Below are 12,460 nucleotides of genomic sequence, written 5' to 3'. Positions count from 1 at the left end.
GACGGCACTGACCCGTTTGCGGAGGCGTTGTAGATCGCCAACTAGGGCGGTTGGTCCAGCAAGTCGTCACGGTCTAGCCGGCCAGTAACCACGCAGCGGTACTCGTTCCCATCGGATACCGGAACTAGCACACAGCAATCTCCAAGTGGTGGCCGGCGCAAGCGGCACTAAAATCAAATTCCGCCCACCTGCAGCATAACTACGCAGCTCGATAGATTTGGATTATTAACTGTTAGCGAACGGGTATTGGACGGCTGGTATTGTTTGCCGGCATCGTGTCGCTGACACGCTGGATTCGTGCCCGGGAGGGGGTGTTGCGGGTGTATCTCACGGGTGCTTGCATTCGGACGCAAAACTAGTTCTAGTGCGGCTGCGAAGGCCTCTGTGGAGAGTTTGGCTGTCCTACTAGGGGGATTTCCAATAAATTGGATCAGAAAATCTGGAGCTTTTGCAAATTCGTCACACGCCGTACCGGGTCATCACGACGTCGGAAGTAAAGCATGACTACGCTCAGTAAGCTATCTGGCTCACCCAGGGTTGCTATGCGTCCGTGCGATGCGCTGAAGGCGCACAGACGTGGGGCGCAAGGATTTGCCATCAGCGCCGGCGCTCCAGTTGAGGTTGTTGAGTCGGGCCCAAGTATTGCTGCACGATTAGCTTCGCTGACGTCACGGCTGACAATCCGGCCAATTCTGGCGATCGGCAGCTACGTCCCGCAGCTGCCGTGGCCATTCGGGTTGATCGACCATGCTGCCCGTGTGCTACTCCCGGTCACGAACGCGGCTCGGGCCGAAGTGAACCTATCTAACACGTCAGCGCAGCTGGTCCGCGCAGCTGGAGTACGTCCCGCTGATGGCAGCGGACGGATAGTTCTCTACCTGCATGGTGGCGCGTTTCTGGGATGTGGGGCGAACTCGCACCGTCGACTCGTCGAAACACTCTCGAAGTTGGCTGACTCCCCAATTCTGGTGGTCAACTATCGGCTGCTGCCTAAACACTCAATCGGGATGGCGCTCGATGATTGTCACGATGGCTACCAGTGGCTGCGACAGTTGGGTTACGACCCGAAGCAGATCGTACTGGCGGGTGATTCCGCCGGCGGGTACCTTGCACTGGCGCTTGCCCAGCGACTGCAGGAAGTGGGTGAGGAACCAGCGGCGTTGGTGGCAATTTCACCACTGCTGCAGTTGACCAAAAGAGATAAGCAGGCACACCCCAACGCCAAGACTGACGCAATGTTCCCGCCGAAAGCGTTCGAAGCGCTTGGAAAGTTGGTTGCTAGCTCTGCCGCGAAGAACAAAGTCGACGACCAGCCCGAAGAGCTCTACGAGCCGCTGGACCACATAGCACCGGGTCTGCCACGGACCCTGATTCACGTGTCCGGATCCGAGGTGCTGCTACACGACGCACAGTTGGCCGCGACGAAACTGGCAGCCGCAGGGGTGCCGGCCGAGATCCGCGTGTGGCCAGGCCAGGTGCACGTCTTCCAGGCCGCCGCGCCGATGGTGCCCGAGGCCATCCTGTCTTTGCGCCAGATCGGCCAGTATATCCGCGAAGCCGCTAGCTAAAACTTCTAGAGACAGGCCTGAGACGGATACGGATGGTGCTGACCGCCGTACCCGTATCCGGCCAACAACCCTGCAACACTCGATTCTGGTGAATATGTTGTGTCCAAGGACCTCGACGCCCAGAACCGCAAATGGTCAGAGGCCGATATCCCGGATCAAAGCGGCTGCATCGTTGTCATCACCTATACCGACACCGACATAGGGTATTACACAGCCTGCATGCTCGGTCGATCGCGGGGTGCACGTAGTGTTAGCGGTGCACGATTCCACAAAAGACAATGCCGCGCTGACACGCATCTTTGTCGACTGCCCGCACGCCGACGTCACACTGCAAGAACTCGCCCTGGGCTCATTGGACTTGTTGCGGGTCGCCACGGATACACCATCCCATCCGACCCTACCCGCGTATCGACTTGCTTATCAACAACGCCGGGGTGATGTGGTGATGGACACCGAAGAATGTCGCAGCGGATAGTTTCGAAATGCAAATAAGTTAAGCACCAATCCATCTTGGTCATTTCGCGCTCACCGGACTGATGTTCGACCAATTACTGCCGGTGCGCGATCCGCGGGTAGTGACCGTGAGGAACCTCAGGAACCGACCACGGGCCGCGATCCACTTCGACGATCTGCAATGGTGACGTCGCTACAACCGGGTCTTTGCCTATGACCAAACCTAGCTGGCCAACCTGCTGTTCACCTAACAGCTACAACACTGGCTGGCGGCCCGGTCTGATTCGAAAACCATGCCACGTAACCCGCTTTGGTTTCGCCGAGCCACACAGTCACCCTGGAACTCACCTCAGCGGGTACAGAGTAGCACAACAGAGAATTGGCAACACCGACTCTGTGCCATCTCCAAGGAACTAACCGATGTCACATATTCGCCTCTAACGCCCGATCCGCACACCTCATTGCAGGGCCTATGATGACCGAGGACGGTCAATTAAAGATCATCAGTATTGTCGCGTAGCGGACATAACATCTGTGCCCGCTCGGCGGTCGTAGTTCCGCTTACTGAGACCTTGGGACGGGCCCTGGCTGACGGCGTGGTCGCGCATCTTTCACTGCCGGTTTTCGACAACTCGGCCATGGATGGCCCTATGCGGTGCACGCCGAAGACACCTCGGTGTACAACACTCGAACACCCTGTCCCCCTGCCGGTCGCCGAGGACTTTTCTTCCGGACGCACCGATCAATTGACGTTGCAGCCCGGTACCGCACATTGGATCACGACCGGAGCGCCAATACCCAGCGGAGGCAACGGCCATGTGCCGGTCGAAAACATCGACGGCGGACGACAGTCGGTATTGATCCAGCCAGACCGCCCGGATCGACAAGTGTATTAGACCGGCGAGCGAAGACGTTGCCCTCGGCAGCACCCTACTTTAGGTAGGTTAACTGATTGACACCGGCCGTGCTTAGTTCGGCCGCAACGCGGAGTATGACCAAACTCAACGTGATCCCGCAACAGCGGATGCTGATGACCTCCACCGGGTCCGAGCTGGTGTCGCCGGGCACTCCACTACAACCGGTACAGATCTATGAATCGAACTTGATCATGCTGGCCGGGGCTGTTCGCGACGCTGGCCCGACCTTAGTCGCCTCCTTCAAAACCCGAGATGAAGTCGCACAGTTCAGCACGATCCTGGACTGCTACGCCTGCACTGCAACATCAGGTTGACCTGATCATCACCAGCGGAGGAGTCAGCACCGACACCTACGCAGTCGTCGAAGAGACGTTAGGCCGAGACGGCTACCTAGGCATAACACTAAGGCCAAAACCATCGAATCAAACAAAACCACACAGTCGAATTCGTCAAGGTAACGATGCAGCCGAGCATCGGCCCCGGATGAGTGGTACACCGATCGGTCACGCTGCCGGGCAACCCGGTCAGCGCACTGGTGTCGTTTGAGGTATTCATCCGTACCGCGCTACGCATGGCTATGCGCCTACCGAATCCGCAGCGACCCACACCAGCCCGCGATAGCTTACTAAGGCGGTAAGTTCACCCCGCAGCAGTTCCGACGTGAGCTGTTCCATCCCGCCGCCGATGAGGTTAAGCGGAGTAGACACCGTTACCAGTTACGGCCCACCAGCACCCCACCACTTGCCATGACTGGGGCATCAGCCAACGGTCTGCTGAACAGACCAAATAACGTGGTAGAGGTGTCAACCGGGACTAAACTGCAAGCCTGGGATCTCAGGTAACGATGGCCGGGCAATGCTGGATCCGTAAGATGACCGGGTGGCAAGATGCCCCCGAGCCGAATCCTCGAAGGAAGGCCCTGATCACCTACTGGAGTTGGTGTGTTCCGCCATTCCGCCGGTTCACACTGCCGGACACCCGTTTATCTCCGCTGGCCTGGCGATGACCTCGGCCGGGGCGGTGGGGCAGGCCGTAACCGGACGTGATTTGCGCTGGCTACGCCGGGTGGGGTTGCTGGCTGCCAGTGCCTGCGCAGTGTTCTTCCGTCATCCCTCACGGGTGCCACCCACCCGCACCGATGTCGTCGTCGCCCCCGCCGATGGCGTTATCTGCGCAATCGACTCTGCCGCGCCACCTGCCGAACTCAGCATGGGCAACTTGTCGCTGCCGAGGGTTAGTATTTTCTTGTCGCTATTGGACGTGCACGTGCAGCGTGCCCCGATAAGCGGCGAGGTGATCGCCGTGCAGCACCAGCCGGGCCGCTTTGGATTAGCTGATCTGGCCTCGGCGAGTACCGAAAACGAACGCACCAGCGTACGAATCCGTACAGCCGGCGGTACTGAGGTAGTAGTGGTACAGATCGCAGGCCTACTGGCCCGCCGAATCGTGTGCGACGCGCATATCGGTGACAAGCTAAGGATCGGTGACACTTACGGACTGATCCGGTTTGGCTCCCGGCTGGACACTTATATGCCACCAGGTACCGAGCCGGTCGTCCAGGTGGGACAGCGTGCAGTCGCTGGCGAGACCGTGCTGGCCGACCTGACATGATGACCAGCAAGCCCCGGCACAGGCGAACAGTACACCTGCAGATCCTGCCCAGCTCGATGACGGTTTTGTCTATCTGCGCGGGGTTGACCTCCATCAGGTTTGCCCTGGAGCACCAGCCGAAAGCTGCGATAGCACTAATCGCTGCGGCCGCCATCCTCGACGGACTGGATGGCTGGGTCGCGCGTATCCTGGATGCTGCGTCTCGGATGGGCGAAGAAATCGACTCGCTAGCCGATGCAGTGAACTTCGGGGTGGCACCCGCGGTGGTGCTCTACGCGACAATGTTGTCCACAACGACTGCCGGTTGGATAGCGATACTAGTGTACCCGGTGTGCGTTGTGTTGCGGTTGGCGAGGTTCAACGCTCTGCTCGACGACGGGCCCCAACCCGCCTACGCGCGTGAATTCTTCGTCGGGATGCCGGCTCCGGCGGGTGCAGTTTCGCTGATCGGTCTGCTAGCCCTGAAGTTGCAGTTCGGTGCTGGCTGGTGGACATCCACCTGGTTCCTCTGGGTCTGGGTGACGGGGACATCGATGTTATTGGTAAGTCGAATCCCGATGAAAAAGATGCACACCGTGTCCGCGCCGCCGCACTACACTGCCGTATTCGTGGCGACGCTGGCGATCTTCGCGGCGGCTGTAGTGCTGACACCGTACCTGTTGATCTGGGTGATCATCCTCACCTACCTATGCCACATTCCGTTCGCGATTCGCAACCAGCGCTGGCTTGCTACGCACCCTGAGGTGTGGGATGACAAACTCAAGCAACGGCGCGGCGCGCTGGGCGTGTCCGAACCGCCATGCGGTTCCTCGACTCGGCTTGCGTAAGCCAGGCAGCCGATCGATGATGCGGTCGGGATTGCGGAGACCGGGACGGCGGTTTATATGATCTGACCTGGTTGAGCGTCGCAGGACTCCAACCCGCAACTTACGCTCAACACCTCCGTCGTCAACTCCCACCGCGGCGTCATCCGTTTACACACGAATGCCATTGCTGTCCTTGGCATCCTAGAAACAGTAGGCGGTATCGCTGGCTGAGTCACGGACCACAGTGGTGTTAGCCGGCCAAGACACCCCATTCGGCACCGTGTTGCTCGGCAAGGTGACGCTATCCAACGTCGAGCTGCGCGAAGGGCACCTCGGTGATCGTCAGCGCGGTCACCGTTTACGGCGCGCGATCGGTCACGCTGCGCGGCTCATCGCTGACTACCCAATTGGTTCCGTCGGTCACCCCGTGCTAACTTACTGGGCAAAGTAACGACCGGCGACGACGCAGTGCCACTGCTGCCCAGCAACCTGAGCCTAGGTACATCAACGTCAGCCGACGCCCGCGCGCTGACGTCTGGGGTCGGCATCAACTTAGACTTCTGACCTGCTCACCGTCACCGGTGTGGACCACGACGGACTGGTCAGCGTGCAGCCGAACTTACTGATCACTCGGGATACCAGTGGACCGTATAGCGCTGGAGCAGCGGTTACGAGCCCAACAATAGGAGCCGACGATCTCTCAAGAGCGTGCAGGTGGCAGGTCAGCAAGCTCACCGAATGGCCCAAGCTTGCCCTCGACGAGCCGCACCTGCTGAAAACCTTGGGTGCCGGCCGCGGGACAGGGTGTGCTGGCGTCTAGTCGGACCGGTGTCGGCAAAGCGACACTGATCCGCGCGGTGTACGTTCGCCGTAGGCTGATCGAGCCCGATGGTCCGGGGGTCGGCACACGCTGTGATCGCCGAATACCGACTCAAAACCGTAGCCTGCGCGGCTAACGAGGTGCGTTACGGTGGCAGCGTGCCGCTTATCACTTAATGACTACGCACTGCCGCCGGCCAGCTGCTAGCCAGTTGCTGCCCGCATCTTCGCCGAGCTGCGCACTGCGGTTACCAACGGCAATGTGGCGTTGATTGCCACCTCAACGCACCCCGACCAGCTCAATACACTTCTGCGCGACTCCGAGCTAAGCTGGGCGCTACCCGGTGTCCCTACCCGGAGAGCACTCCTGGAAACACTACTAGATTCGGCGGTCGCCGGCGAGCGCAATCTCGACGAGATTCGTCTCCGTACAATGGGTTTTGTCGTTGCCGACCTAGCCGCACTGGTCCACAAAGCTGCGTGGCGAGGCAGCACCGATGGACAACCACTCCCCAAACTGGACCAGGTACGATCTGGCCAGGGCGCTCAGGGCGATCCCGGTCCCTGTCCCGCTCAGCCAATCATGAGCTAGCAGTTAGAACCGTAACGCTCGACGAGGTCGGTGACATGGCCGATGCCAAACAGACACTGACCGAAGCAGTGCTGTGGTCATTGCAGCATTCCGACAACTTCACCAGGCTGAACGTCGACCCGCCACACGACGTGCTACTTTACGGGCCGCCGGACTGCGGCAAAACCTTGGTGGTCCGCCGCGTTAGCCAGCACCGGGCAGTTGAGCGTGCGGGCCGTCACAGGCTCGGAGCTGATGGACAAGTGGGTCAGCAGCTCGAAAAACGGTCGGGGAATTGTTCCGGCGGGTCCACGACTCTGTGCCGTCGCTGATGTTCCTCGATGAGATCGACGCGTTGGCACCCCGACGCTGCCGCAGGTCGCGAAATCCTGTGCACCGCAGGGAAAATCTATACCGCTGAGCGCCGAGGTCGACCTCGCCAACGTGACCACCGAACTCGACGACTACCGTGTCACCCACTATGTGGACTGCTGCGTAGAGACCGCGATCACCGCGATGCGCGGCGTTGTATTGACGCTACCAATGTGACGGTCGCCAATCTGGATAAAGCTCGCAAAACCGCGCGTTTCTCGCTGAATACCCCAACCCAAGTGTCGAAGCTGCGGACGTTCGCATAGGACCCTTCAAGCCTAGCCGGTCACCCCTTCAAGACGAGAACAGACGAGCATTTGGTTGCCCACCCGCTTGGAATTCGTAGTCAACGGCAACAACTTCACCATGAACCCCGTCGACGCGCAGCCTGGCCAGCAGGTCGTCGAGACCGTATCGGACCGACCCCATCACCACCAGCGGGAAAATTCTCCACTCTATTCGAGTGACACGCATAAGTTCGTTGATGGCTTGGTGGTGAAAATCCGGCGAGAATCGGTTGGCATAGGTGAAGAGCAAGTGCGAGCTAAGTACAAGGTCGAAAGCATGCGTGGGAAACGGCAGTTGAGGCAGTGCGGCTTCCACATAGCTACCCGGGTTAGCGCAGTAATCGCGAACGAATAGTCAACCTGCCTGGCTTTGTGACTGATGGTGATGCTCCGGGCTGCCGAAGAAGGTCCACCGATACTCGTCAGGATGGTCGCGGACGTAAGCGTTTCCACGGTCGGTTTCGGCTTGGATAAACGACGCTAGTGCTGCGATCGAAAGGTGGCGACCATAAAAGGGCCGACGCCCATCGAACGACCACCTGCCGCGTTGATTTCAGCCGTGGCGCTAAATGCGCCACCGGGACAGTCCAAAATCTCGGCGTTCAGATCGATAGCAGACAGCGCGAACATCGCCCGGTATTCGTCGAGGGCCCGCGAAGTTATCACGACCTCACCGATCCCACTGTCGGAAATCATCTTAGCCAAACTAGGCAGCACCGAAGTGGACGGCCGGGTCTATTCACCGAATTTACCACTCAATCTAAAACTACTGCACCTCGAACGAGGCCATTAAAGAACACAACCATGGGGGTCATGCATCGAAACTGCAGTTTATGCTAGTCTTTTCGGAGTGTCGTGTACGTGGTTTAAGCATCACGATCGTCAATCCGAGTATCTTGAGGTTGAGTGCTTGTGTTGACCACTTTTATGTTTTGAAGTCGGTACGCGATGAAAATCGTCGATCGACGTCATTGGTTTCGGCGAAATGTATTTCCCAAATCTACGTTTCACTACGTACATGCAGATCTATGCCTAACGCAACCTGTGGGAAACCAGTCCACACAACCGGTTGCCTACTAGGACAACCAAAATTTGACCATCGCAGTGACGGAGTCCACTGCCTCTTGAACGCATCGAGACAGTGTAGCGCCGAGAGCACAGCGTAGTGGTCAGCCGGACCGATCGGGAACCGAGAAGCCAAACGTTGAGAGTCCACTGACCAGCGTCACGATGGATAAAGACTCCAGTAGCACATGCAGCCTGGCAGTGCCACGCCACAGGAGATCAACACCACACCGACCTATCGAACCAGCCCTGCCGATTCTCACGTACCAAAACCCATCGATCCTCGCCGCATAACCACACCAAAACCAAGCCCAAAATCAACAACACCCCAGCCAACGCGACGACACCTGGCGTGGTTAATCGGATGGTGCTGACCGGGCGGGACTGACCACTACCTACAGATCACAACAGGACACTAGCAAGCCGCTTATGAAATCACTTTCCACAAGTCCACGATTGCGTGTAATACTGCCCCGCAGCGAACCGCTGGCCTTGTATTTATCGCCCGTCCTGGGATTGTAGCTGACGTCGAGCTCGACTACCCGCCAACCGCGGAAACCGCGGCGCAAACAAGCAGTTCCAGGCTGATACCCCGACCGTCCTATCGGCGACACCCAGATTCATATAAAGCCTCCCCGCCGTGCGACACGCATCGGTGTCGACGTCATGCACCGGCAGGCGGCAGACACGGGTGCGCAGCCACCCGCTCGTCCACAGTTTCCACATAGGCCTTAAGGAGGCCAGGGGAAGTACCGGCCATCCATCGAGCCGCTGGCATCAATTACCGCCACGATGGGAGTCAACGCGGCAACCACTTCCACATACACCGCTGAGCCATATCCGGGCCGCGGTTCGGCAACCACCTGAACGCCACGACGATCAGCAATCCCGGCAGTGTCATCAGTGCTATTATTGTCGACAACCGGCACGCGATAGCCGGCGGGGATCGCCACCAGCACCACTCCTCTACGTCGAGACACGGCAGCACTCCAGTCACCACATCGTCAAACATGGCATCCGACCATAGCCCCGATTCACCGCATCTGTCCGACGTGTTCGCCGATAGAGCACACATCGACATAGATGTAGCGGTGCTGTCGAGTCGTCGCATCATCACATCGGAAGCATGCAACGTCCATTTTTACACCGCTCCGGGGCGTCCTTCGTGTATGCATAATATGCGGTGCTCCGCCTACTGCCGTCGGACCTCGGCGATTCAAGCGCCTCGACACAGTGCGGGCCACTGCTGTGTCGCTAGGTGCGACGCCCTCGGGGAGTGCCTGGCCTGGCGCCAGCAAGATGTAGTAATCATATCCAGCATTCGCCGACCCGGAAATGGTCAGCACCAGAAGCTAAGAAGTACGATGGTTGGGAATGCAATCGTAGCCCTGCCGGACCGTCATCGACCAGCGCGTTGGCGATGCGTTGCACGCTTTGTTAGAGCATCGGTGGACTGCCGGACAGTTCGGAGCACACTTAGCGTCTTCTCCGACACCACACTAAGGACCTGCCAACGGGACCGAGTCTGTCCGTAGAAGAACCGCGATAGCCTCACACCGAGGAGCATACCCACCAACTCGTAGATTCGTAGATGTGGGCAATCAGCACAGCCACTTCGCTTGCGATCTAACCTCCACTTTGACAACACGTTGTCGACGTAGCATTTTGGTGCCAAAAATCAGCTGAACTGTATGAGCAAAGGGCCTCAGTCAGAGCGTAAGAATAGGTGAGAAGCGCAATCGATACCCTGGCGGCCGCACCGCGAGCGGGCAACGTCGAGACGGCCGAATGTGAGCAGATTCCCCTATCTCGCAGCGGTCCTGCGCCGGGCTGGCGTTTGACGATACCACTGCACGGTCCCCGCAGCCACCAGCCTTTACTTAACTAACTCCGGGCCCGTCGTTCATGCAGACCGGACCCGATCGTCGATCGGCATCGCCTATGTGGTCCTATGGAACCGCGAGGCCCTCATCGCCTCGATCCGCAACGACCAGCAAGCGAGAGCAGCTACCCGCATTTCGCCCACGTATGTTGGGAAACTGGTGTGGTGAGATACTAGGTAGACTCGCCAGTTCGAACCCTGCACCTAACTGCAGGGTGAGGGGTGAGCATTATGTCGAGTCCTGCCTCCACGTGGATATCTCATAACCAGGACGACGTCTAGCACCACGTCGAAGTGCCGCTCCCTCCCGAGCACCCGGCATTTGCGACGAGACTAAAGTCTTTGCGCTTGTTAAAGACGTGTCTGCAAACCTACCGCCATACGCTGCCGAGCGCGCCGCTCTGCGGCGCGAAGAGGAGTTAGGCAATCGTGCTAAGCACGATCGCTATGCGCGCTGTCCGACACCGCCACTCTGTCGGGAAACCCGAACCCTCGATTAGAACCCGAAATGATGGCCCGCTGGGGTCATGCGACTCCGGCGGGCTCTCCGGCTGCGAGGCAACAGTCTCCTGCATTTGTGTGTACGTCGACGACTCAGTCGTTTCGTTTGTTGGCAACGGCACCTGTGTTGTTGGCCCTATTAGCGCCTGAGTCGTCAGCGTACTAAAGTCTTCTCGCGGCGTCGTGAGTGTGGCCGGAGCCGGCGGTGTTATCGGCGTTGTGTCGATGGGGGTTGTGTAGGCCGTCGGCACTGGAAGCTGCGGCCACCAGCCTGGGAACGGAACGATGACCGGCACCGGGACAGGGCGCGGAACGTTCGAGTGAGCCGGAGCTCCGGGTGCTTGTATTAGGGGTAGCCGGCGTCTCTCCCACGCCGAGTGACGTTGCTGGCTGAGGAACCAAGCTCCCGACAGCCGGAATGGTGCCGCCTCGGAATCCGGTGTTGGGCTGATCAGGCGGTGGCACCGGCGCCTGCTGCTGCGTCGGCAATAGCGGCACAACCTTTCCCGGGGCCGCGTTCTGGCGGCCCACCACAGGGACTTGACTCGCGGCCGGCCGGATGGCTATGACCACCGCGACAGCCAACGAAGCAAACCCGATGACCGCCGATGCGACGACAGCATTGCTGATCAGTAACGACCGTTTGCTCAGCCGCAGCGCGCCGACCTCGGTTTCAGCATCGACGTATTCGTCGTCACATTAATCCATATCGACCGGCAGCAGCTTGTTATCGCCAGCCATCGAGTACGCCAGCTGCGACTCCTCACCAACCGCGTACGCGAATTCGGCCGCGGGTACAATCGTGGTTACTCCCCGGCCGCCAGCGCCAGCTGGGCCATTGTCGCGGGCGCGATGGCCAACGCTATGCCACACGCAAGCGTGGGATCGTCGGTAATCTCTCCCCGCATGGTCGACGCGTCGTCTACCTGGTGAAAAACCGCAGTAAGGTCAGCAGAGACACCCACCAGAGAGACCTCGGTCGGAGCGTCGAGCTGGTCGCTGAGCCGAAACACTATTGTGTCCAACGTGGCGCTGACATCGGCGCCCACCAGCAGCTGGGCGGCCAGCAGAGTCGGTGGCGCGTCCTGATCTTCGGCCACCAAACCCCACACCCACAGTGTCGCCGTCTCATCGCCTACCAACAGCACCGCACCGGGACGCGCCGGCATCAACGCCGTCGCTGCCTCCGACTCGGACAGGATAGCGACGTCCCAGATGCTGGCATCTTCTAATACCTGCCGCAGCTGATCGGCTTTGGGCTGATCAGTCCAGCACAGCAGCGTGGCCACCAGCCGGTGGCTCGCATGGGGCCAACAGCTGATTCGTGCCGACTACGGTCTCGGTCAATTTCTCGATAGGGTTGTCAGCCAGGTCAACGATGGATTGGTCAAGCACATCACCCGAACCGACAAGCGCCAATCGGGCTACCCGGCCTGCGACCGCAACCCCCAAAACGACGTCCATCGCGGCCCTCCATTCGTCCTGGCCACCTCGTAAGCAGCAATGTCCAAGCATCACTGCACCGCGATGCAGTAGGCAGGATCAGTCACTCAAGCGACCAAATTCACCCACAGTGCAGCATAACCAGGTTTCCCAATGGGGAACGTT

General features: G+C 59.3%; 11 protein-coding genes and 4 pseudogenes. 8 read left to right on the top strand and 7 right to left on the bottom strand.

Features of this window, described 5'->3' with window-relative positions:
• Positions 1-500 precede the first annotated feature (500 nt).
• The 4 genes and pseudogenes from MLPF_RS02210 to MLPF_RS02195 all read left to right on the top strand — a co-directional run bounded on the left by MLPF_RS02210 (position 501) and on the right by MLPF_RS02195 (position 3,252).
• Positions 501-1,568: an alpha/beta hydrolase gene (locus tag MLPF_RS02210; protein WP_045842401.1), complete on the top strand. Its 1,068-nt coding sequence runs from the start codon at positions 501-503 to the stop codon at positions 1,566-1,568.
• A 99-nt stretch (positions 1,569-1,667) separates the two neighbouring features.
• Positions 1,668-2,497: pseudogene (locus tag MLPF_RS02205) on the top strand (SDR family NAD(P)-dependent oxidoreductase).
• Between the two features lie 33 nt (positions 2,498-2,530).
• Positions 2,531-2,917, top strand: coding sequence for a MoeA family protein (locus MLPF_RS02200; RefSeq protein WP_237817236.1), 387 nt, complete (start codon positions 2,531-2,533; stop codon positions 2,915-2,917).
• A gap of 56 nt (positions 2,918-2,973) precedes the next feature.
• A complete protein-coding gene (locus MLPF_RS02195) occupies positions 2,974-3,252 on the top strand; it encodes a MoeA family protein (RefSeq protein ID WP_237755932.1) in 279 nt (92 codons plus the stop codon).
• A 261-nt stretch (positions 3,253-3,513) separates the two neighbouring features.
• Here the strand turns inward: MLPF_RS02195 and MLPF_RS15450 are convergent, their stop codons facing one another.
• Positions 3,514-3,645: a hypothetical protein gene (locus tag MLPF_RS15450; protein ID WP_272946060.1), complete on the bottom strand. Its 132-nt coding sequence runs from the start codon at positions 3,643-3,645 to the stop codon at positions 3,514-3,516.
• Positions 3,646-3,817: 172 nt separating this feature from the next.
• Here MLPF_RS15450 and MLPF_RS02190 point away from each other — a divergent pair, with 172 nt between their 5' ends.
• From MLPF_RS02190 to MLPF_RS16055, 3 genes and pseudogenes are all read left to right on the top strand, one after another.
• A complete protein-coding gene (locus MLPF_RS02190; protein ID WP_045842400.1) occupies positions 3,818-4,549 on the top strand; it encodes a phosphatidylserine decarboxylase in 732 nt (243 codons plus the stop codon).
• Positions 4,549-5,437: pseudogene (gene pssA, locus MLPF_RS02185) on the top strand (CDP-diacylglycerol--serine O-phosphatidyltransferase). The gene MLPF_RS02190 and the pseudogene pssA overlap by 1 nt, the downstream one beginning before the upstream one ends.
• 44 nt (positions 5,438-5,481) lie before the next feature.
• Positions 5,482-7,383, top strand: a pseudogene (locus MLPF_RS16055) (AAA family ATPase); the annotation flags it as partial.
• Positions 7,384-7,411: 28 nt separating this feature from the next.
• Here MLPF_RS16055 and MLPF_RS02160 read toward each other — a convergent pair.
• The 4 genes and pseudogenes from MLPF_RS02160 to MLPF_RS02145 form a co-directional block, all read right to left on the bottom strand.
• Entirely contained in the window at positions 7,412-7,720 is a 309-nt protein-coding gene (locus tag MLPF_RS02160; protein WP_236684826.1) for a class I SAM-dependent methyltransferase, read from the bottom strand.
• Positions 7,721-7,884: 164 nt separating this feature from the next.
• A complete protein-coding gene (locus MLPF_RS02155; protein WP_236684825.1) occupies positions 7,885-8,100 on the bottom strand; it encodes a hypothetical protein in 216 nt (71 codons plus the stop codon).
• A gap of 796 nt (positions 8,101-8,896) precedes the next feature.
• Positions 8,897-9,481 (bottom strand): annotated as a pseudogene (locus MLPF_RS16050) (glycosyltransferase family protein).
• 1,533 nt (positions 9,482-11,014) lie between these two features.
• Entirely contained in the window at positions 11,015-11,383 is a 369-nt protein-coding gene (locus tag MLPF_RS02145) for a hypothetical protein (protein ID WP_237817235.1), read from the bottom strand.
• Positions 11,384-11,411: 28 nt separating this feature from the next.
• Here MLPF_RS02145 and MLPF_RS02140 point away from each other — a divergent pair, with 28 nt between their 5' ends.
• Entirely contained in the window at positions 11,412-11,555 is a 144-nt protein-coding gene (locus MLPF_RS02140; RefSeq protein WP_237817234.1) for a hypothetical protein, read from the top strand.
• Between the two features lie 103 nt (positions 11,556-11,658).
• Here the strand turns inward: MLPF_RS02140 and MLPF_RS02135 are convergent, their stop codons facing one another.
• Positions 11,659-12,141 carry a hypothetical protein gene (locus tag MLPF_RS02135; RefSeq protein WP_050038860.1) on the bottom strand — a complete coding sequence of 161 codons (483 nt, stop codon included), beginning with the start codon at positions 12,139-12,141 and terminating at the stop codon, positions 11,659-11,661.
• Positions 12,116-12,316 carry a hypothetical protein gene (locus MLPF_RS02130; RefSeq protein ID WP_050038859.1) on the bottom strand — a complete coding sequence of 67 codons (201 nt, stop codon included), beginning with the start codon at positions 12,314-12,316 and terminating at the stop codon, positions 12,116-12,118. Before MLPF_RS02130 ends, MLPF_RS02135 begins: the two co-directional genes overlap by 26 nt.
• Positions 12,317-12,460: the final 144 nt, after the last annotated feature.

It is taken from the genome of Mycobacterium lepromatosis, assembly GCF_000975265.2.
Classification (GTDB): domain Bacteria; phylum Actinomycetota; class Actinomycetes; order Mycobacteriales; family Mycobacteriaceae; genus Mycobacterium; species Mycobacterium lepromatosis.
Note: the sequence above shows the minus strand (reverse complement) of the source record. Positions and strands in the feature narration are given on the sequence as shown.

What these genes read in the sequence shown, in the direction of transcription:
- MLPF_RS02140 (WP_237817234.1), top strand. Translation starts at nt 11,412, where the DNA reads ATGGCTATGACCACCGCGACAGCCAACGAAGCAAACCCGATGACCGCC.
- MLPF_RS02210 (WP_045842401.1), top strand. Translation starts at nt 501, where the DNA reads ATGACTACGCTCAGTAAGCTATCTGGCTCACCCAGGGTTGCTATGCGT.
- MLPF_RS02155 (WP_236684825.1), bottom strand. Translation starts at nt 8,100, where the DNA reads ATGATTTCCGACAGTGGGATCGGTGAGGTCGTGATAACTTCGCGGGCC.
- MLPF_RS02130 (WP_050038859.1), bottom strand. Translation starts at nt 12,316, where the DNA reads ATGGACGTCGTTTTGGGGGTTGCGGTCGCAGGCCGGGTAGCCCGATTG.